Origin of the sequence: Pseudomonas gingeri, assembly GCF_013386115.1 — a bacterium.
In the GTDB taxonomy this organism is placed as follows: Bacteria; Pseudomonadota; Gammaproteobacteria; order Pseudomonadales; family Pseudomonadaceae; genus Aquipseudomonas; species Aquipseudomonas gingeri.
This window is the reverse complement of sequence record NZ_JACAOR010000005.1, coordinates 733,381-753,030: the sequence shown is the minus strand read 5'-3', so window position 1 is coordinate 753,030 and position 19,650 is coordinate 733,381. Positions and strand designations below refer to the sequence as shown.

The following is a 19,650-nucleotide window of genomic DNA, read 5'->3' as shown; positions in this document are numbered from 1 at the left end:
CAAGGGCGCTGCAAGCCTCAAGGGCCTCTTCGCGGGCAAGCCCGCTCCCACAGGGTGTGCCCCCAGGCAAACAAGGGGCTTTCTGCTGGCAAAAAAAAACGGTGCGCCGACCAAGCGCACCGTAAAGCCGTAGAACACACAACGAATTCAGTAGCGGTGAATCAATCCAGCAAGGCCAGGGCCTCGGCGGTGCACTCCTGGATGCGGGCCCAGTCGCCGTTCTTGACCCATTCCGGATCCAGCATCCAGCTACCGCCCACGCACATGACGTTTTTCAACGCCATGTAGCTCTTGATATTGGCCGGGCCAACGCCGCCGGTCGGGCAGAACTTCACTTCACCGAACGGACCGCCGAGCGCCTTGATCGCCGCCACGCCACCGCTGACTTCCGCCGGGAACAACTTGAAGCGGCGATAGCCCAGGCCATAACCCTCCATGATGCCCGAGGCATTGCTGATGCCCGGCAACAGGGGGATCGGACTGTCGACGCTGGCTTCCAGCAGGTCGCGGGTAATCCCCGGGGTGACGATGAACTGCGAGCCCGCCGCCTCCGCCGCCGCCAGCATCTGGCGATCGAGCACGGTACCGGCACCGGTCACCAGCTCCGGACGCTGCTCACGCAGGATCTGGATGGCCTTGAGGCCGAACTGCGAACGCAAGGTCACTTCCAGGGCGGTCAGGCCGCCGGCGGCCAGGGCATCGGCCAGCGGCAGGACATCCTGTTCGCGGGCGATGGTGATGACCGGGAGAATCCGCGCACGGCTGCACAGTTCGTCGATCAGGGCGACCTTGTCTGCCATGGAGACGGTCGGGGCATTGTTTTTCATAGCAGCTGATCCTTGGCTCATGGGCACCAGTAAATCTCTAAAGTAGGTTTCAGAAACGCGCGAATCGGCATGACGGCGAGCTCGTCGCCCGCCAACGCGGCGTCCAGGGTGGTCAATTTCGACTGGCCGGAAATCGCCAGCACGGTAAAGGTCGCCGAGGACAACAGGGCCCGGCTCATGGTCAGGCGCTGGTGCGGCACGGTCGGGGCCAGCATCGGCCAGACCCGCCGGCTGCCATCCACCTGCAAGGCGGCCTCCAGGTTCGGGCTGTTGGGGAACAGCGACGCGGTGTGACCGTCATCCCCCATGCCCAGGACCAGTACGTCGATATCCGGCAACTCGGCGAGGAACTGATCGGCTTGCTGCGCGGCCTCTTCCAGATTGGCCGCGGCGTTGTACAGGCCGATAAACCGCGCCTTGGCCACCGGGCCTTGCAACAGGTAGCGCTTGAGCAGACCGGCATTGCTGTCGGCGTGCTCGACCGGCACCCAGCGCTCGTCGGCAAGGCTGATCACTACCTTGCTCCAGTCCAGGTCCTGCTTGGCCAGGCCCTGGAAAAACGCCACCGGACTGCGCCCGCCGGAAACCACCAGGGTCGCCACGCCACGGGCGGCAATGGCTGCGCGCAACTGTTGCGCCACATCCCTGGCCTGCCCCTCGGCCAACAGCGCCGGGGTACGGAATTCGTGCCCGGTCACGCCCTGCGGCAGTTTCAATTCAGATATCGCCATACCACGACCTCCCATCCCGCGTGATCAGTGCAATGGAGCTCATCGGCCCCCAGGACCCGGCCGCATACGGCTTGGGCGCATCACCGGACTTTTTCCAGCCGGCGATCAACTGGTCACACCACTTCCACGCGGCTTCGATTTCATCTTTGCGGACAAACAGGTTCTGGTTGCCGCGCATCACTTCCAGCAACAGACGCTCGTAGGCATCCGGGATCCGCGCACTGCGATAAGTGTCGGAGAAATTCAGTTGCAGCGGCCCGCTGCGCAGTTGCATGCCCTTGTCCAGGCCCTGCTCCTTGGTCATCACGCGCAAGGAAATACCTTCGTCCGGTTGCAGGCGGATGATCAGCTTGTTGCTGATCTGCAGGCGCTGCTCGGGGGCGAAGATGTAGTGCGACGGCTCCTTGAAGTGGATGACGATCTGCGACAGCTTCTGCGGCATGCGCTTGCCGGTACGCAGGTAGAACGGCACACCGGCCCAGCGCCAGTTGCGAATGTCGGCACGCAGGGCGACGAAGGTCTCGGTGTCGCTCTGAGTATTGGAATTCTCTTCTTCAAGGTAGCCCGGCACGGACTTGCCTTCGCTGTGCCCGGCAATGTACTGGCCACGCACCACCTGGGTGGTCAGGCCTTCCGGGCTGATCGGCGCCAGGGCCTTGAGCACCTTGACCTTCTCGTCACGGATGCTGTCGGCCGAGAGGTCGGCCGGCGGGTCCATGGCAATCAGGCAGAGCAACTGCAGCAGGTGATTCTGGATCATGTCCCGCAACTGGCCAGCCTTGTCGAAATAGCCCCAGCGACCTTCGATCCCGACCTTCTCGGCCACGGTGATTTCCACGTGGGAGATGTAGTTCTGGTTCCACTGGGTTTCGAACAGGCTGTTGGCGAAACGCAGGGCGATCAGGTTCTGCACCGTCTCCTTGCCCAGGTAGTGGTCGATACGGTAGGTACGGTTTTCCGGAAAAAACTGCGCCACCGCGTCATTGACCTTGCGTGACGACTCCAGGTCCGAGCCGATCGGCTTTTCCAGCACCACCCGGGTGTTCTCGGCCAGGCCGACTTTCGCCAGGTTCTCGCAGATCGCGCCATACACCGAGGCCGGCGTGGCGAAATAGGCGATCAGCCGCTCGGCCGTGCCGGCGGTTTCCGCCAGGGCCACGTAGTCGTCGGCCTTGAGGAAATCCACGTGCAGGTAGCTCAGGCGGCCGAGGAAACGCTCGACGACCACTTCGTCGATTTCCCTGGCCTCGACGAACTCGCGCAACTCGGTGGCGATGGTCGCCAGGTGCTCGTCGACGCTGCCCGGCTCACGGGCCAGCGCGAGGATGCGCGTGTCCTTGTGCAGCAGACCGGCGCTATCGAGGTGATACAAGGCAGGAAAAAGCTTGCGAAGCGCGAGGTCACCCAGGGCGCCGAACAAGGCAAAGGTGCACGGTTCAACCGTTATCGAAGGCATGATGTTTGTTCTTTTATCAAGTTAAACGATAAATACCTTTTTTCGAGGCATCACTCAAGGAAAAATGTAGTAATAACCATAACATTTTATCAAAATGACGATTGCGAGTGGTGGTCCACAGACGCCATCAGTAGGATAGGCCACCGCCGAAAGCCGCCAAAGCACGTTCTTATAGGCATCGCAGAACCAAGGAACACCCACATGGACCGCATCCGCAACCTGCTGGAACAGATCCAGAGCCGTCTCGAAGACCTGAACAAGGCCGAGCGCAAAGTCGCCGAAGTCATCCTGCTCAACCCGCAGCAGGCGACCCGCTACAGTATCGCCGCCCTCGCCCAGGCGGCTTCGGTCAGCGAACCGACGGTCAACCGTTTCTGTCGCTCGTTCGACGTCAGCGGCTATCCCGAACTCAAGCTGCAACTGGCCCAGAGCCTGGCCAGCGGTGCGGCCTATGTGAGCCGCGCGGTAGAGGCCGACGACAACGCCGAAGCCTATACCCAGAAGATTTTCGGCAGTGCCATCGCTTCGCTGGACAGCGTCTGCCAGGTCCTCGACCCGGCGCTGATCAACCGCGCCGTCGACCTGCTGACCCAGGCCAGGCAGATCCACTTCTTCGGCCTGGGCGCCTCGGCGCCGGTAGCCATGGACGCCCTGCACAAGTTCTTCCGGTTCAACATGGCGGTCACCGCCCACGTCGACGTGCTGATGCAGCGCATGATCGCCTCGGTCGCCCATACCGGCGAGCTGTTCGTGATCATTTCCTACACCGGACGCACGCGGGAACTGGTGGAAGTGGCACGCATCGCCCGCGCCAATGGCGCCTCGGTACTCGGCCTGACCGCCGCCGGCTCGCCACTGGCCAAGGCCAGCACCCTGAGCCTGAATATCCCGCTGCCCGAGGACACCGACATCTACATGCCGATGACCTCGCGAATCGTCCAGTTGACGGTGCTCGATGTGCTGGCCACCGGCATGACCCTGCGCCGTGGCGTGGACTTCCAGCCGCACCTGCGCAAGATCAAGGAAAGCCTCAACGCCAGTCGTTACCCGGTGGGTGACGAGTTCGACTGACGCCGCTTCAGGCAGCCCGCGCCTGCAAGCTCAGGTGCGCGCGCTCTCCCGGCGCCAGGCACAGGCTGTCGGTGCCGCCACTGGCGGCCTCGACACAGACAAAACCCATCACTTCGTTCCAGCTCACCCCCAGCAACGGCCGGTGCCCCGGATGCCAGACCACGGTGTCGGCACTGTCACCGGTATCGATGCACAACTCGCGCTGCCAGGCGTGATCCTTGAGGTGCAATTCACCCTCGTGCTGGAACACCCGCTGGCAACCGCCATCGACCCGCAGTTCGCCTTCCTGCTGGCAAACCTGGCGATTCAACTGGTCATAGCCCTGGGCGCCTTCCAGCCCAGACAGCGCTACCTCGCCAACGTCACCAATACGCCAATAGGCGTGCAGCGCATGGCTCAGCTGACAGGGTTCGCTGTCCTGGTGTTCGGTGCTCAGGCGCAGTTCCATGGTTTCACCGAGGCGAGCATGCAGGTCGACCTGCCAGTCGCACAACTGCAGGCGCCAATGCAGGCTGACTCCTTCGTCATCGGAACTGCTTTGCAGCAGCTTCCAGTCGATCAGCCGGGCCCAGCCATGGGAGGGCCAGGCATTTTCACTCGGGTGCCGGCCATACCAGGGCCAGCATACGGGGACGCCACCGCGAATCGCCCCGACCTGCGGCCACTTCGCCGCGCACCACAGCCAGGGTTTCTGTCCCCGTGGCTGGAAATGCAGCAACTGCGCACCCTGGCGACTGAACACCGCCTGGCACAGTGGATGGTCGATCACCAGCACTTCGCGCTGTTGAAAGCGCTCCCACTGGAAGACCGGCTGTTCGCGCCGCGATTTGAAAAAGCGTTGTAGCGGTTGCTCGTGCATGTGCCGCGAATCCTGAAAATCGTTTTGCCGTATCCATGTGACTGTGGGAGCGGAGCTTACCCACGAAGCTTTTGGCGGCCTCGAGGGCCCTTTCGCCGGCAAGCCGGCTCCCACAGGTTATGCGGCGTCTGCCAAGCATATTGCCCTGGCAAACCGTCCTCACCGCACCCACCAAAAAAAAGCGGACGGTCTGGTGGACCATCCGCAAGATGCGCACATAGAGAGAGAGCTTATCAGCCGGAGCCTTAGAAGACCGACTGAATTTTCAGGCCGGCGACCACGGCGTTATCCACCTTGTCCACGCCACCCGGATGGGTGATGTACTGCAGGTTGGGACGTACGGTCAGCCAGTTGGTGACGTGGATGCCGTAGTTCAGCTCATAGTTGTACTCGGTGTCACGCAGTGGCGAGTACAGCGGGTTGTCGTAGTCGCTCACACCAATGGCGGCGTTGGCGAGTTCGGCGTTCTTCTTCACGTCATCGTTGACATGGATACGGGCGAAGCCGATGCCGATGTCATCCTTCGGACGGGCATCGAACGGGCCCTTGTACACGAACATCAGCGACTGGTAGTTGTCGACGACGTTGGTGTCCTTGTCGTGGAAGGTGGCGTTGGCCGCAACGTTCAGACCGCGGGAAGCGTCGCCGTTGTGGCTGGTGAGTTGCTGTTGGGCAACGAACCAGTAGCCGTGCTTGCTGTTGTGAACGCGGAAACCGTTGCCGGTGGTGGCGGCGTCCTGGCCATTGCTGTCTTCGCGGACATCATTGGCGTCGGCGGTGCTCTTGTAGTAGCCCACACGGTATTCGCCCGGCAGGTTGTTGACCTTCGGCGACCAGACCAGTTCGACCGGCAGCACGGTGCCCTTGGTGCCGCTGCCGCTGAGCTTGAAGCCGTTGCCGTGTTCCAGTTGCGACGGGTTCTGGTTGTACGCACCGATCTGCGCGTAGAACTCAGGCGTGATGTTGTACTTCACGCGCAGTGCCGCCTGGCTGACCGGCCAGTTGTACCAGATACCGGTCGCCCAGTTACCCACCTGGGAACCGCAGAACGCCAGGTTCTGGAAGTCGCATGGGAAGGTGTTGAAGTCTTCACCTTCACCGAAGTAGCCGGCCTTGACGTCGAGTTTGCCGTCGAGGAACTGGTGCTGCACCCACAATTGGGTCAGGCGGACCATGTGGCCACGCCCGTAGACTTCCTGCGAGGAGCTCAGGGTGCCGGCACGCGGGTCGCCCACACGGTCGTTGGAGATGTTCTGGCCGTTACGGTTGGTCAGCTGGATCTTGGCCTGGGTGTTATCCCAGCCCAGCAGCTTTTGCAGGTCGAACTTGACGCCCAGACCGAACTGGTCGCTGTAGCGTGCCGTCTTGTCGTTGTTGTAGCCGCCGCCGAGGTTGCCGCCGACTTCACCCACGTAGTCGGCCTGGATATCGATACCCTGCTCGATCAGCTTGGTCCGCTCACCACCCCAGTCACCGGTCATCCATTTCGAATCAGAGCTGAAAGCGTCGGCTGCATGCGCGCTCCCGGCCAGCATTAACGCCGCCACCGCTGACAACTGGCAGATAAGTTGGGCGTTGGTGTTCTTCTTTTTCATCCCTACATCCTCGTCTTATTTTTATTAACAGTTTTTATTGAACGTGGTTTACATCGATCGCGACGGGTGGCGAACCACCCGCTGCTAACTCAGCGGCCCTTGAATTGCGCCACGTTGTCGGTATGCGCCTGCGCTTCGGGCTTGCCCACTCGGCCCAGGCGTTCACCGGTCTTGGCGTCGAACAGCAACACCTTGGCCGGGTCGAATTGCAGTGTCAGGGTTTCACCCACCTGGGGCGCCACATCCGGCGCCAGGCGGCAGCAGACCTTGCTGTCGTTGAGGGTGACGAAGACCAGCGTGTCCGGGCCGGTCGGCTCGGTGACCTGCACCTCGGCACGGATGCTCGGCACACCCGCGGTCTCGCCGGACGCTAGCACGATCTGTTCGGGGCGAAGGCCCAGAATCACCTCACGGTCTTCGAGGCCGGCGTCGCTCATGTTCATCGGCAACTCGCAACGGGCCTGCCCGCTGTCCAGCAGGGCGACCAGGCGGCCATCCTTGCGTTGCAGGCGCAGCGGAATGAAGTTCATCGGCGGCGAGCCGATGAAGCTGGCGACGAACAGGTTGGCCGGATCGTTGTAGATCTGTTTCGGCGTGCCGAACTGCTGGATGATGCCGTCCTTCATCACCGCCACTTTGTCGCCCAGGGTCATCGCCTCGATCTGGTCGTGGGTGACGTAGACGGTGGTGGTCTTCAGGCGCTGGTGCATCAGTTTCATTTCGGTGCGCATCTCGACCCGCAGCTTGGCGTCGAGGTTGGACAGCGGTTCGTCGAACAGGTAGATCTTCGGCCGCCGCGCCAGTGCCCGGCCCATGGCCACGCGCTGTTGCTGGCCGCCGGACAGCTGGCCCGGCTTGCGATTGAGCAGGTGTTCGATCTGCAGCAGCTTGGCGACCCGCGCGACTTCCTCGTCGATGGCCGACTGGCTCATCTTGCGAATCTTCAGGCCGAACTCGATGTTCTCGCGCACGCTCATGGTCGGGTACAGCGCGTAGGACTGGAACACCATGGCGATGTCACGGTCCTTCGGGCTCATGCCGCTGACGTCCTGGTCGCCGATCATGATGGCGCCGCCGGTGATGTTTTCCAGGCCCGCGATGCAGTTCATCAGGGTCGACTTGCCGCAGCCCGAAGGTCCCACGAGAATCAGGAACTCGCCGTCCTTGATCGACAGTTCGATGTTCTTCAGGGTGTCCGGCAGGCCGGTGCCGTAGGTCTTGTTTACATTGCGAAGTTCGAGCGTTGCCATGATTACCCCTTGACTGCGCCGGCCGTCAGCCCGCGCACGAAATACTTGCCTGCGACCACATAGACCAGCAGGGTCGGCAGCCCGGCGATCATCGCCGCTGCCATATCAACGTTGTATTCCTTGACCCCGGTACTGGTGTTGACCAGGTTGTTCAGCGCCACCGTGATGGGCTGCGAATCACCGCTGGAGAACACCACGCCGAACAGGAAGTCGTTCCAGATCTGGGTGAACTGCCAGATCAGGCAGACCATGATGATCGGGGTCGACATCGGCAGGATGATCCGCCGGAAGATGGTGAAGAAACCCGCGCCATCGAGGCGTGCCGCTTTCACCAGCGCATCGGGAATGCTCACGTAGTAGTTGCGGAAGAACAGCGTGGTGAACGCCAGGCCGTAGACCACATGGACGAACACCAGGCCGGTGGTGGTGCTGGCCAGGCCCATCTTGCCAAGGGTGAACGAGGCCGGCAGCAGTACGGTCTGGAACGGCAGGAAGCAACCGAACAGCAGCAGCCCGAAGAACAGCTGCGAACCACGAAAGCGCCACATCGACAGCACATAGCCGTTCAACGCACCGATGGCGGTGGAGATCAATACCGCCGGGACGGTGATCTTGATCGAGTTCCAGAAGTAACCGTTGACCGTGGCCCAGGCCTTGACCCAGCCGATGTCGGTGATCACCGTCGGCCAGCTCAGCAGGTTGCCGGTACTGATGTCTTCCGGCGACTTGAAGCTGGTCAGCAGCATCACTACCAGCGGCACCAGATAGAGCAGCACGGCGAGAATCAGCACCGCGTAGATCGCGATGCGACTCAGGCTGATTGAAGGTTTGGCGGCGAAACTAGTCATTACGCTTGGTCCTCAGCTCGGAGTACAGGTAAGGCACGATGATCGCGAGAATCGCACCGAGCATCAGGATCGCACTGGCCGAGCCCATGCCCATCTGGCCGCGACTGAAGGTGAAGGAGTACATGAACATGGCCGGCAGATCGGACGAGTAGCCAGGACCGCCAGCGGTCATCGCCGCCACCAGGTCGAAGCTCTTGATCGCGATGTGCGCCAGGATCATCACCGCGCTGAAGAACACCGGACGCAGGCTGGGCAGCACCACTTTCCAGTAGATCCGCGGCAGGCTCGCGCCATCGATCTGGGCGGCACGGATGATCGACTGGTCGACACCACGCAGGCCGGCGAGGAACATCGCCATGATAAAGCCCGAGGCTTGCCATACCGCGGCGATCACCAGGCAGTACACCACGCGGTCGGGGTCGATCAGCCAGTCCAGGCGGAAGCCTTCCCAGCCCCAGTCACGCAGCAGTTTGTCCAGGCCCATGCCAGGGTTGAGCAGCCATTTCCAGGCGGTACCGGTGACGATCATCGAGAGCGCCATCGGGTACAGGTAGATGGTGCGGATGAAGCCTTCGCGACGGATGCGCTGGTCGAGGAACACCGCCAGCAGCACGCCGATCACCAGGGTGACGCCGATGAACAACCCGCCGAAGACCGCCAGGTTCTTGCTCGCCACCCACCAGCGGTCGTTGTCGAACAACCGCGCGTATTGCGCCAGGCCTACCCATTTGTAGGTCGGCAGGAAAGTCGAGTTGGTGAACGACAGAACGAACGTCCACAGGATGTAGCCGTAGAAGCCCACCAGGACGATGAACATGCTGGGCGCCAGCACCAGTTTGGGTAGCCAGCGCTGCAATGCATCGAACGGCGAGGCTTTGCTGAACACAGCAACAGAACTCATGGGAAAATCCAGTACAGGGAAAAAGACTACGTGCAGATCCCTCGTGGGAGCCGGCTTGCTGGCGATGACGGTGTGTCAGTGGATAAATCCGCTGGATGACATTCCGCTATCGCTGGCAAGCCAGCTCCTACAGGGGGTTTCCGGTTACTTGGCGGACTTGACCGCCGCGCCGAGCTTCTTGGCGGCATCGGCCGGATCGGCTTTCGGGTCGTTGATGTAGTTGGTCACTACGTCAAAGAACGCACCCTGTACCGCCAGCGTGGTCGCCATGTTGTGCGCCATGCTCGGCTGCAGGCCGCCGGTCTTGGCATCTGCCAGGAAGTCCTTGGCCGCGGTCTGGGCGCAGGAGTCGAAACCGTACTTGCCCATGTCGCTCAGCATGTCGTTGCGAACCGGGATCGAACCCTTGTTGATGCTGAAGACTTTCTGGAAGTTTTCACCCAGCACGACCTTGGCGATGTCCTGCTGACCGGCAGCGGTGCCCTTGTCTTTCTGCTTGAACACCGCCAGGGAGTCGATGTTGTAGGTGAAGGCCTTGTCGGTGCCCGGGAAGGCTACGCACTCGTAGTCCTTGCCAGCGACTTTCTTGGCCGCGGTCCACTCGCTCTTGGCCCAGTCGCCCATGATCTGCATGCCGGCCTTGCCATTGATGACCTTGGCCGCTTCGAGGTTCCAGTCCTGGCCCTTGCCGTCGACGTCCATGTAGGTCGCGACTTTCTTCAGTTCGGTCAGCGCCTTGACCATTTCAGGACCGGTCAGGGTGGCGTTGTCCAGGTCGACCAGGGCTTTCTTGTAGCCATCGACACCCATGACCGAGAGCACCACCGCTTCGAAAACGGTGCTGTCCTGCCAAGGCTGGCCGCCGTGGGCGAGCGGAATGAAGCCCGCGGCCTTGAGCTTGTCACCGGCAGCGTAGAATTCCTGGAGGGTGGTCGGTGGTTTTTCGATCCCGGCTTTCTTGAAGACTTCCGGGTTGATCCACAGCCAGTTGACGCGGTGGATGTTCACCGGCACGGCCACGTATTCACCGTCGTACTTCACGGTATCGGAGACTTTCTTGTCGAGCAGGCTGTCCCACTTCTCTTCCTTGGCAACGCCCTTCAGGACGTCGGTATCGAGCAGACCGGTGGACGCCCATTCCTGGATGTCCGGACCCTTGATCTGCGCGACGCCTGGCGGGTTGCCGGCAACCGCGCGGCTTTTCAGCACGGTCATGGCCGTGGCGCCGCCACCGCCGGCGACAGCGCCGTCCTTCCAGGTGAAACCATCTTTTTCAACCTGGGCCTTGAGCACATCGACAGCCGCTTTTTCACCACCGGACGTCCACCAGTGAACCACTTCCACAGTCCCTTTCGAGTCTGCGGCCTGTGCGCTGAGAGGAAACAACGAGGCGAGAGAAATCACTGCGGCGAGGCGAGAAATCGAATTCATCTGAGTACCTTTCTTGTTGTTATGCATGCAAGTCTGGTGCTTGCGCTGCATGGGATTCTAGTCAAGGCACGCCCCGTCGCAGGTAACGAAGGGACGTGCAAATGTCACGGCATGGTTACATGTATCTATAACCGTTTTTTTGGCGCCGAGGCCCGTGCCAGAGCGCTCGCGAGACTCGGTGCCAGTGGCAGGCAGGGTAACAGCACCGCCTGGTAGGCATGATAGAGATCGGGTTTGCCACCCCAGATGCGTGCACCGGGCTGGTTATGCTCATCGAGTTCGTGATGCCAGCTGCCATGCAGCCGGTCGATAAAGTGCAGGTCGTTGAAGTCCCAGAAGCGCCGGTACCAGGTTTCGTACTGCTCCTCGCCCGTGCGCCGCAGCAGTGCCGCCGCCGTCGCGCTCGCCTCGCAATGCACCCAGTGCAGGCGCTCGCGGACCACCGGGCGATTTTCCCAGTCCAGGGTGTAGACCACACCGGGCGCACCGTCCGCCGCCCAGCCATGGCGGCAGGCGCTGGCGAACAGTTCACGGGCATCCGCCAGCAGCCATTGCGGCGTCTCCAGCCCGGCCGCACGGCGGGCGGCCTCAAGGTGCAGCACCAGCCGCGCCCATTCGAAACCGTGACCCGGGGTCGTGCCGTAGGGGCGGAAACCGTCGGCGGGGTTTTCCTCGTTGTAACCCGGCAAGGGTTGCCAGTGACGATCGAAATGCTCGATGACCATGAAGCCATTGGCCGCCGCCTGCTGGTGGATCAGTCGCTCGACGATGCGCAGGGCGCGGTCGAGCCAGCGGCTGTCGCCGGTGACATCGGCCAGGGCGAGGAAAGCCTCGGTGCCGTGCATGTTGCTGTTGGCGCCGCGATAACTTTCCTCGTTGCTCCAGTCACGGGTGAAGGACTCGCGCAGGGTGCCCTCTTCCTCGCTCCAGAAATGCGTGTCGATCACCCGGATCGCCTCGGCCAGCAGGCCGGGAGCTTCCGGGCTGCCGGCGACCACCGCCGAGCTGGCGGCGAGCGCCACGAAGGCATGCAGGTAGGCGGCCTTGCCACTGTTGCCATCGCGATGCTCGGCCACGGCATACCAACCGCCGAAGGTCGCATCGCGCAGCGGCCCCCAGAGCGCGGCGACACCGTGGTCGACCAGTTCGCGGCAACCGGGAATCCCCTGGACATGGGCCATGGCGAAACTGTGGGTCATGCGCGCGGTGTTCATGGTCTCGGCCATGGACCCGGGCGGCAGGCAGCCACGCGCATCCAGATTGCCGAAACCTTCGGGCAGCCTGGAGGCCTTGGCGAACGACAGCAGGCGCTGTCCTTCTGCCATCAACCAGGCGTGGTGAGCAGGAGCATCCAGCCAACTGCCGGACGGAAATTCAACGCTGTCGCCAGTCATGGGCGTCGCCTTTTCTTGTTATTCAGTCTTGTTGTTCAGAGCCGGGTCGCAGGCCCGCCATGCTGCGGATTCTAACCAGCACCCCGCGGACAACAGGTAACGAAGGCCGGTGAAAATGTCACCAGCCGGTGACAATGCCTTGTCCCGACAATCCGCCGCATCAGGGCTTTTGCCATCCGGTAGGAAAAACGCCGATTAGGCCGCGTCCCTTTTCAGTGTAGGAGCGCTCCCTAAGCAGTTTTCCCACATTGAAGGCCGCCGTTGCCTGGGCGAACCTTCCAGACTTCATCCATGACATGACCCATGAAAGCCCACGCCCGCAAGGAGGCATGCCCCATGGTTAACGACAACCCGCACCTGGCCCGTCAGTGCTGCATTTTTCCGTTGCACCGGGGAGGGATGCAGTACGCCTGGAAAGTGGAAGTGCGACGCGACGGCCAGCCCCTGAGCAAGACCTTCACCTTCGCCGAGCATGGTGGCGAACAGGGCGCGCGCCTGGCGGCAGAGTCATGTCGCAATGCGCTGGTGCTGAAGATGCAGCCCATGCCCACCACCGAAAGCCGCCAACGCCTGTTGCCGCACAACACCAGCGGTCATCCGGGTGTCCTGCGGGTGGAGTCCAACAACACCGGTTACTGGCGCGCCAGTACGCGGATTCATGGCTACAGCCTGAGCAGGAGCTTCAGTGTCGAACGTTATGGCGAGGAACAGGCCAAGCGCCTGGCCCTGGCTGAACGCCAACGGCAGCTGGCGCTGTGTGACGAGCCCTATGAAAAGGCCATGGAAACCCTGCAGCAACACTTCAGCCAGACCAATTCGCGCCTGCGCGAGCACCGTATCCAGGCCGCCATCGGCCAGGCCCGGCAGACGGCCGCCTCAGCCGACAGCCAGTTGCCGAACACCCCGGAAGCGTCGCTGACGATCAGTCCGGAACAGGCGCTGCTATCAATCAGTCGGCATTTCGCGGCAAGTACAAAGTAACCCGCAGGCCACCTTCACGCAGGTTCTGCAGGCTCACTTCGCCGCCATGGCTGTGGGCGATATTGCGCGCGATGCCCAGCCCCAGGCCGTAGCCCTGCTGCTGGCCGGATAGGCGGAAATGCGGCTCGAACACCTGCTCCAGGCGCTGCTCGGGCACCCCCGGACCTTCGTCATCGACGTGCAGGACAAAGACCTCGTCATCGTCCTCGATATGCAGGTGAGCCTTGTCACCGTACTTGAGGGCGTTGTCGATCAGGTTGCCCATGCAACGGCGCAGCGCCAGCGGCTTGCCGGGAAAGGCCGCCAGGGCGCGACCATCCAGCGTGACCCGGCCATTGCCGTTGGGCGGCAGGTAGGGCTCGATCAGGCAATCGAGGGCGTGGTTGAGGTCCACCGGCTCGATATTCTCGTGGATATCGGTGTCCTTCACACACTGCAAGGCGCCCTTGACCAGCATCTCCAACTCGTCGAGATCACGGCCGAACTTCACTTGCAGCTTCTCGTCCTCGAGCAGTTCGACCCGCAGTCGCAGGCGTGTGATGGGCGTGCGCAGGTCATGGGAAATGGCGCTGAACAACTGGCTGCGCTCGGTCAGGTAGCGGCTGATGCGTTCACGCATGGTATTGAGGGCCCGGCCGACCTCCATCACTTCGCTGCCGCCGCCCTCCAGCACCGGCCGCACTTCCTCCGCCCCCAGCGACATATCCCGGGCCGAACGGGCCAGGCGCTTGAGCGGACGGCTCTGCCAGTGCACCAGCAGGCCGATGAACAACAGCAGGAAACCGCTGGTGAGCAGGATGAACCACAGCTGCTGGGACGGCAGCCCCTCCTCCTCCAGGCTGGTGTAGGGCTCGGGTAGCAACGAGGCGATATACAGCCACTCGCCCGGCGACATCTGGATCTGCGTCACCAGCACCGGCGGATTGACCGGTTCCAGGGTCAGCGCGTAGTGGGCCCAGGAACGCGGCAGCTCGTCGAGCTTCAGGCCACCGTTGAAGATCCGCAGGTCGTCGGGGCTGACGAAATTCACCGAGATATCGACATCGTTGCCCAACGACTGGCGCAGCACCTCGTGGACGGCATCGAGTACCGCGGTCTTGCGCGGGGTCGGTCCCAGCAGTTTCATGTCCAGCGGCTTGTCGTTCAGGGTCACGACGAAACGCGTCCCCCCCATGCTGCGCAGTTGGTCGAGCACCAGCGGCCGGTAGGCCAGGGGCAACGAGCGCAGGTAGCTGACACTGGCGGTCATCGAGTGCGCCAGGCTGCGGGCACTGGTCACCAGGCCTTCGAGCTGGGTAGCGCGCAGTTGCGAAAGCCAGATGGCACTGGACAGGGTCTGGGCCAGCAGCACCGCGAACAGCGTCAGCAGCAGCATCCGCCCCAGCAGCGAACGCGGGACCGGCAAGCGCCGGCGCAGGTCAGAGAGCATTGGCGGTGGTGACGTTGGCGGCCAACTGATAACCGCTGCCGCGCACCGTGCGAATCAGCCGGGGAGGTTTCTCGGTGTCCCGCAGGCGCTGGCGCAAGCGGCTGACGGCCATGTCGACGATCCGGTCCAGGGGCATCAGGTCACGGCCACGGGTGGCATTGCCGATGGTGTCGCGATCGAGGATCTCCTGGGGATGGTCGAGAAACAGCTTGAGCAAGGCGAAGTCGGCACCGGAGAGAATCACTTCCTCGCCGTCGACATGGAACAGCCGGTGGCTGACCGTGTCCAGGCGCCACTCGTCGAAGGCCAGCACTTCGCTGCCGCTGCGTTCCTGGCCGAACTGGGCACGACGCAACAGCGCCTTGATCCGGGCCTGGAGTTCGCGGGGGCTGAAGGGTTTGCCCAGGTAATCGTCGGCACCCAGCTCCAGGCCGATGACCCGGTCGGCTTCGTCGGAACTGGCGGTGAGCATGATGATCGGCACCTGGGCCTGGCGCGGGTGCTGGCGGACCCAGCGGCAGAGGCTGAAGCCGTCTTCGTCGGGGAGCATCACATCAAGGATGACCAGGTCGCTGTGGGCATCGTTCAGCGCCTGGCGAAAACCGGCGCCATCACCGACCGTGCGCACCTGGAAACCGGCACGACTGAGGTAGGTGTCCAGCAGTTCACGGATTTCCTGGTCATCGTCGACCAGAAGAATGGACTTACTGACTGCGCTCACGGTGGGCGTCCTTGTTGTTGTGGGTAGGACCGAAACGCGGATTATGCCTTAATCGATTAAGCCGTGAAGCTGTGTTGCCTGTACTGATCGCTGATGATTCCTACGGACCACGCAGGAACCATCAACATTGCGGATCAGTTCGCAAACGCCTGCTGCAAGGCCACCCCCGCGCCGATCAGGCCGGAATAGGGTGCCGTCACCAGCCATACCGGGATGCCCTTGAAGTAGTCGCTCATGCAGCCCTTGTCGGCGAAGCTGCGGGCAAAGCCGCTCTTGACGAAGAAGTCGGCAAAGCGCGGAATCACGCCACCGACGATATACACGCCACCCCGTCCGCCCGTGGTCAACACGTTGTTGCCCGCGACCCGGCCCAGCCAGCAGCTGAATTGCTCCAGCACTTCCAGGGCGATCGGATCGCCCGCCAACCCCGCGGCGGTGATCGCTTCCGGCGTCTCCAGCACCGGCGCATGCCCATCCACCGCGCAGATGGCCCGGTAGACCCGCGGCAGGCCGCCGCCACTCAATGCGGTTTCGGCGCTGACATGGCCGATCTCATCGTGGATATGCCGCCAGAGCTGGGTTTCCCGCGGGCTGCTCAACGGCAGGTCGACGTGTCCGCCCTCGCCCGGCAGCGCCATGAAGCGGTCGTCGCCCAGGTGCAGCAAGGTTCCGACCCCCAGGCCGGTTCCCGGACCGATCACCACGGCCGGGCGCAGCGGCTCCGCGGTGCCTTCGCAGACCACGCGGAAATCACCGGGCTCGAGGCGGGTCATGCCCAGGGCCATGGCCGAGAAATCGTTGACCAGCAACAGCTCATCGACCCGCAAGGTCGCGCAGAAGGCCTTGCGGCTCAGGCGCCAGTGATTGTTGGTGAAACGGAACTCGTCACCGCTGACCGGGCCGGCCACCGAAAGGCAGACCGCGCCGACCGCGCCCAATTCCAGTCCCAGCTCGCTCAGATAGACCTTGATGGCGTCTTCCGGACAGGCGTGATCGGCGGTGGCGAGCACCTTGACCGAATCCAGGCCGTTGTCTTTCCACAGGGCGAAGCGGGCGTTGGTGCCGCCGATATCGCCAACCAGGGCCAATTTCATTTCAGGGTCTCCAGGGCCGAAGTGAACGCACTGGCCCCCTGCTCTGCCGAGCTGAAGGCCATGCGCATGAAGCCGAACAGTTCGCGGCCACAGCCGGTATTATTACCCAGCAGACCGATCGCCGGCTCGCGCGCGGCGAATTCGGCGTCATCGACCAGCACCTTCAGCGTCCCGTGGACCCCGTCGACACGGATCACGTCACCGTCCCGTACCCGCGCCAGCGCGCCGCCCACATGGGCTTCCGGACAGACATGGATGGCCGCCGGGATCTTGCCCGAGGCGCCGGACATGCGCCCGTCGGTCACCAGCGCGACCTTGAAGCCTCGATCCTGCAGCACGCCGAGGAACGGGGTCATCTTGTGCAGCTCCGGCATACCGTTGGAGCGCGGGCCCTGGAAGCGCATCACCGCCACGAAATCCTTCTCCAGCAGACCGGCCTTGAACGCATCGGCCAGGTCCTGCTGGTCCTGGAACACCACCGCCGGTGCTTCGACGACCTGGTGTTCCGGAGCCACGGCGGAGACCTTCATCACACCGCGGCCCAGGTTGCCTTCCATCACCCGCAGGCCACCCTCGGGGGAGAAGGCACGGGCCACCGGACGCAGGATGTTTTCGTCGAGGCTTTCGATCGGGCCTTCCCGCCAGACCAGTTCGCCGTCCTGCAGGAACGGCTCGCGGGTATAGCGGCTGAGGCCGTGACCGGCCACGGTGTTGACGTTTTCGTGGAGCAGGCCGGCTTCCAGCAGTTCGCGGATCAGGAACGACATGCCGCCCGCCGCCTGGAAGTGGTTGATGTCGGCCTTGCCGTTCGGGTAGACGTGGGACAGGGTCGGCACCACCTCGGAGAGGTCGGCCATGTCCTGCCAGGTCAGCTGGATCCCGGCGGCCTGGGCGATGGCCGGCATGTGCAGGGTGTGGTTGGTCGAACCGCCGGTGGCGTGCAGGGCCACGATGGAGTTGACCAGCGAGCGCTCGTCGACGATTTCGCCGATCGGCATGAAGCTGCCGCTCTGCTTGGTCAGGCGCGTGACCTGGAAGGCCGCCTCGCGGGTCAGCGCATCACGCAGCGGGGTATTCGGGTTGACGAAGGACGCGCCCGGCAGGTGCAGGCCCATGACTTCCATCAGCAACTGGTTGGTGTTGGCGGTGCCATAGAACGTACAGGTACCCGGGCTGTGGTAGGACTTCATCTCCGACTCCAGCAGCTCCTCACGACTGGCCTTGCCTTCGGCGTAACGCTGGCGGACGTCGGCCTTCTGCTTGTTGGAAATGCCCGAGACCATCGGCCCGCCCGGCACGAAGATCGTCGGCAGGTGACCGAAACGCAGCGCGCCCATCATCAGGCCAGGCACGATCTTGTCGCAGATACCGAGCATCAGCGCGGCATCGAACATGTTGTGGGACAGCGCCACGGCAGTGGACATGGCGATCACTTCGCGGCTGGCGATCCCCAGTTCCATGCCCGGCTCGCCCTGGGTCACGCCATCGCACATCGCCGGCACACCGCCGGCGAACTGGCCGACCGAGCCGATCTCGCGCAGCGCCTGCTTGATCTGCTCCGGATAGGTTTCGTAAGGCTGGTGGGCGGAAAGCATGTCGTTATATGACGAAACAATTGCCACGTTGGCGGCATTCATCATGCGCAAGGTGTTTTTGTCTTCGGTGCCGCACCCGGCCACGCCGTGGGCGAAGTTCGCGCACTGCAGCTTGCCGCGTACCGGACCGTCGCTGGCGGCGCCGCGAATCAGTGCCAGGTATGCCTCGCGGGTGGCGCGACTGCGGGCGATAAGACGTTCGGTGACCTCAAGAACGCGGGGATGCATGTGTAGAACTCCAGGCTAACGGATGTGGCGACCTGTGGTTCCAAGCTGACCGAAAGCCGCGCAGGACAGGGCTTTTCAATCATCTGGACCTGTTGAATCAGGTCACTCGTTGTAGATAAAACAAAATATTGCCACTAAAAAGGCTTGTTTTCTATTTTTATGCGAATAATCTTGTAATTCCAACAACAAAACTACGACAGGCGCTTTCCTCATGACGCTACGAATCGCAATCAACGGTTTTGGCCGTATCGGCCGCAACGTCCTGCGCGCACTCTATACCCAAGGTTACCGCCAGGACCTGCAGGTCGTCGCCATCAACGATCTGGGCGATAGCTCCATCAATGCCCATCTGCTCAAGTACGACACCGTCCACGGTACCTTCGATGCCAGCGTAGAGCATGACAACGAAAGCCTGACCGTCAACGGCGACCGCATCTCGGTCAGCGCGATCCGCAATCCGGCCGAACTGCCCTGGGCCGCCGAAAAGATCGACGTGGTCTTCGAATGCACCGGTCTGTTCACCGACCGTGCCAAGGCCGCCGCGCACCTGAGCGCCGGCGCCCGCAAAGTGATTATTTCCGCACCGGCCAAAGGCGCCGATGCCACCGTGGTGTACGGGGTCAACCATGACATCCTGCGCCAGTCGCACCAGATCATCTCCAACGCGTCGTGCACCACCAACTGCCTGGCCCCGGTGGCCCAGGTGCTGCACCGCGAGCTGGGCATCGAAAGCGGCCTGATGACCACCATCCATGCCTACACCAACGACCAGAACCTGACCGACGTCTACCACACCGACCCGTACCGCGCGCGTTCTGCGACCCAGAACATGATCCCGAGCAAGACCGGTGCCGCCGAAGCCGTGGGCCTGGTACTGCCGGAACTGGCCGGCAAGCTGACCGGCATGGCCGTGCGTGTGCCGGTGATCAACGTATCGCTGGTCGACCTGACCGTGCAGCTCAAGCGCGAAGCCAGCGCCGACGAGGTCAACGCACTGCTCAAGGAAGCCAGCCAGCACTCGAAGATCCTCGGCTACAACACCCTGCCGCTGGTTTCCAGTGACTTCAACCACAATCCGCTGTCGTCGATCTTCGACGCCAACCACACCAAGGCCAGCGGCAAGCTGCTCAAGGTCCTGGCCTGGTACGACAACGAGTGGGGCTTCTCCAACCGCATGCTGGATAACTGCCTGGCTCTTTGCAACGCGGAATAAGCGCACAGGCAACGAAGCGACGGGCA

17 protein-coding genes are annotated in these 19,650 nt (G+C 62.7%); 3 read left to right on the top strand and 14 right to left on the bottom strand.

What is annotated here, in order from left to right; translation table 11 throughout:
* Positions 1 to 161 precede the first annotated feature (161 nt).
* The 3 genes from HX881_RS11370 to zwf are packed head-to-tail and all read right to left on the bottom strand — an operon-like array spanning position 162 to position 3,014.
* Positions 162 to 827 (bottom strand): bifunctional 4-hydroxy-2-oxoglutarate aldolase/2-dehydro-3-deoxy-phosphogluconate aldolase, encoded by a 666-nt coding sequence (locus HX881_RS11370; RefSeq protein ID WP_177084452.1) that lies wholly within the window; start codon positions 825 to 827, stop codon positions 162 to 164.
* Between the two features lie 17 nt (positions 828 to 844).
* On the bottom strand, positions 845 to 1,558 hold the full coding sequence (pgl, locus tag HX881_RS11365; protein WP_042935306.1) for a 6-phosphogluconolactonase: 714 nt from the start codon (positions 1,556 to 1,558) through the stop codon (positions 845 to 847).
* Positions 1,545 to 3,014, bottom strand: a complete 1,470-nt coding sequence (gene zwf, locus HX881_RS11360; protein WP_177084450.1) for a glucose-6-phosphate dehydrogenase — start codon at positions 3,012 to 3,014, stop codon at positions 1,545 to 1,547. Before zwf ends, pgl begins: the two co-directional genes overlap by 14 nt.
* Positions 3,015 to 3,224: 210 nt before the next feature.
* On the opposite strand from zwf, the gene HX881_RS11355 reads away from it, so the two are divergent.
* Positions 3,225 to 4,085 carry a MurR/RpiR family transcriptional regulator gene (locus HX881_RS11355; protein ID WP_177059095.1) on the top strand — a complete coding sequence of 287 codons (861 nt, stop codon included), beginning with the start codon at positions 3,225 to 3,227 and terminating at the stop codon, positions 4,083 to 4,085.
* Positions 4,086 to 4,092: 7 nt separating this feature from the next.
* On the opposite strand, the gene HX881_RS11350 is transcribed toward HX881_RS11355, so the two are convergent.
* The 7 genes from HX881_RS11350 to HX881_RS11320 all read right to left on the bottom strand — a co-directional run bounded on the left by HX881_RS11350 (position 4,093) and on the right by HX881_RS11320 (position 12,363).
* On the bottom strand, positions 4,093 to 4,944 hold the full coding sequence (locus tag HX881_RS11350) for a D-hexose-6-phosphate mutarotase (RefSeq protein WP_103032783.1): 852 nt from the start codon (positions 4,942 to 4,944) through the stop codon (positions 4,093 to 4,095).
* A 245-nt stretch (positions 4,945 to 5,189) separates the two neighbouring features.
* On the bottom strand, positions 5,190 to 6,539 hold the full coding sequence (locus HX881_RS11345; RefSeq protein ID WP_017126230.1) for a carbohydrate porin: 1,350 nt from the start codon (positions 6,537 to 6,539) through the stop codon (positions 5,190 to 5,192).
* Between the two features lie 89 nt (positions 6,540 to 6,628).
* Complete coding sequence (locus HX881_RS11340; protein WP_103032782.1) at positions 6,629 to 7,789, bottom strand: ABC transporter ATP-binding protein; 1,161 nt, start codon at positions 7,787 to 7,789, stop codon at positions 6,629 to 6,631.
* 2 nt (positions 7,790 to 7,791) lie between these two features.
* Positions 7,792 to 8,637 (bottom strand): carbohydrate ABC transporter permease, encoded by an 846-nt coding sequence (locus HX881_RS11335; RefSeq protein ID WP_103032781.1) that lies wholly within the window; start codon positions 8,635 to 8,637, stop codon positions 7,792 to 7,794.
* On the bottom strand, positions 8,630 to 9,538 hold the full coding sequence (locus HX881_RS11330) for a carbohydrate ABC transporter permease (protein WP_042935312.1): 909 nt from the start codon (positions 9,536 to 9,538) through the stop codon (positions 8,630 to 8,632). Before HX881_RS11330 ends, HX881_RS11335 begins: the two co-directional genes overlap by 8 nt.
* Before the next feature lie 144 nt (positions 9,539 to 9,682).
* Entirely contained in the window at positions 9,683 to 10,969 is a 1,287-nt protein-coding gene (locus HX881_RS11325; RefSeq protein ID WP_177084448.1) for an ABC transporter substrate-binding protein, read from the bottom strand.
* A 125-nt stretch (positions 10,970 to 11,094) separates the two neighbouring features.
* Positions 11,095 to 12,363, bottom strand: coding sequence for a D-mannose isomerase (locus HX881_RS11320; RefSeq protein WP_177084446.1), 1,269 nt, complete (start codon positions 12,361 to 12,363; stop codon positions 11,095 to 11,097).
* 336 nt (positions 12,364 to 12,699) lie between these two features.
* On the opposite strand from HX881_RS11320, the gene HX881_RS11315 reads away from it, so the two are divergent.
* Entirely contained in the window at positions 12,700 to 13,344 is a 645-nt protein-coding gene (locus HX881_RS11315) for an AP2/ERF family transcription factor (RefSeq protein WP_177084444.1), read from the top strand.
* Here HX881_RS11315 and HX881_RS11310 read toward each other — a convergent pair.
* The 4 genes from HX881_RS11310 to edd all read right to left on the bottom strand — a co-directional run bounded on the left by HX881_RS11310 (position 13,313) and on the right by edd (position 18,411).
* Complete coding sequence (locus HX881_RS11310) at positions 13,313 to 14,773, bottom strand: HAMP domain-containing sensor histidine kinase (RefSeq protein ID WP_042935313.1); 1,461 nt, start codon at positions 14,771 to 14,773, stop codon at positions 13,313 to 13,315. The genes HX881_RS11315 and HX881_RS11310 overlap by 32 nt on opposite strands.
* Complete coding sequence (locus tag HX881_RS11305; RefSeq protein ID WP_017126236.1) at positions 14,763 to 15,494, bottom strand: response regulator; 732 nt, start codon at positions 15,492 to 15,494, stop codon at positions 14,763 to 14,765. The genes HX881_RS11310 and HX881_RS11305 overlap by 11 nt, the downstream gene beginning before the upstream one ends.
* Before the next feature lie 134 nt (positions 15,495 to 15,628).
* Entirely contained in the window at positions 15,629 to 16,588 is a 960-nt protein-coding gene (locus HX881_RS11300) for a glucokinase (RefSeq protein WP_017126237.1), read from the bottom strand.
* The gene (gene edd, locus HX881_RS11295) at positions 16,585 to 18,411 is read right to left on the bottom strand and encodes a phosphogluconate dehydratase (protein WP_017126238.1); all 1,827 of its coding nucleotides are present in this window, start codon (positions 18,409 to 18,411) and stop codon (positions 16,585 to 16,587) included. The genes HX881_RS11300 and edd overlap by 4 nt, the downstream gene beginning before the upstream one ends.
* Positions 18,412 to 18,622: 211 nt before the next feature.
* Here edd and gap point away from each other — a divergent pair, with 211 nt between their 5' ends.
* Positions 18,623 to 19,624, top strand: a complete 1,002-nt coding sequence (gene gap, locus HX881_RS11290; RefSeq protein WP_017126239.1) for a type I glyceraldehyde-3-phosphate dehydrogenase — start codon at positions 18,623 to 18,625, stop codon at positions 19,622 to 19,624.
* The last annotated feature ends 26 nt before the right edge of the window (positions 19,625 to 19,650 follow it).

What these genes read in the sequence shown, in the direction of transcription:
- HX881_RS11300 (WP_017126237.1), bottom strand. Translation starts at nt 16,588, where the DNA reads ATGAAATTGGCCCTGGTTGGCGATATCGGCGGCACCAACGCCCGCTTC.
- gap (WP_017126239.1), top strand. Translation starts at nt 18,623, where the DNA reads ATGACGCTACGAATCGCAATCAACGGTTTTGGCCGTATCGGCCGCAAC.
- HX881_RS11325 (WP_177084448.1), bottom strand. Translation starts at nt 10,969, where the DNA reads ATGAATTCGATTTCTCGCCTCGCCGCAGTGATTTCTCTCGCCTCGTTG.
- HX881_RS11335 (WP_103032781.1), bottom strand. Translation starts at nt 8,637, where the DNA reads ATGACTAGTTTCGCCGCCAAACCTTCAATCAGCCTGAGTCGCATCGCG.
- HX881_RS11370 (WP_177084452.1), bottom strand. Translation starts at nt 827, where the DNA reads ATGAAAAACAATGCCCCGACCGTCTCCATGGCAGACAAGGTCGCCCTG.
- edd (WP_017126238.1), bottom strand. Translation starts at nt 18,411, where the DNA reads ATGCATCCCCGCGTTCTTGAGGTCACCGAACGTCTTATCGCCCGCAGT.
- HX881_RS11315 (WP_177084444.1), top strand. Translation starts at nt 12,700, where the DNA reads ATGGTTAACGACAACCCGCACCTGGCCCGTCAGTGCTGCATTTTTCCG.
- HX881_RS11345 (WP_017126230.1), bottom strand. Translation starts at nt 6,539, where the DNA reads ATGAAAAAGAAGAACACCAACGCCCAACTTATCTGCCAGTTGTCAGCG.
- HX881_RS11340 (WP_103032782.1), bottom strand. Translation starts at nt 7,789, where the DNA reads ATGGCAACGCTCGAACTTCGCAATGTAAACAAGACCTACGGCACCGGC.
- zwf (WP_177084450.1), bottom strand. Translation starts at nt 3,014, where the DNA reads ATGCCTTCGATAACGGTTGAACCGTGCACCTTTGCCTTGTTCGGCGCC.
- HX881_RS11330 (WP_042935312.1), bottom strand. Translation starts at nt 9,538, where the DNA reads ATGAGTTCTGTTGCTGTGTTCAGCAAAGCCTCGCCGTTCGATGCATTG.
- HX881_RS11320 (WP_177084446.1), bottom strand. Translation starts at nt 12,363, where the DNA reads ATGACTGGCGACAGCGTTGAATTTCCGTCCGGCAGTTGGCTGGATGCT.
- HX881_RS11310 (WP_042935313.1), bottom strand. Translation starts at nt 14,773, where the DNA reads ATGCTCTCTGACCTGCGCCGGCGCTTGCCGGTCCCGCGTTCGCTGCTG.
- pgl (WP_042935306.1), bottom strand. Translation starts at nt 1,558, where the DNA reads ATGGCGATATCTGAATTGAAACTGCCGCAGGGCGTGACCGGGCACGAA.
- HX881_RS11350 (WP_103032783.1), bottom strand. Translation starts at nt 4,944, where the DNA reads ATGCACGAGCAACCGCTACAACGCTTTTTCAAATCGCGGCGCGAACAG.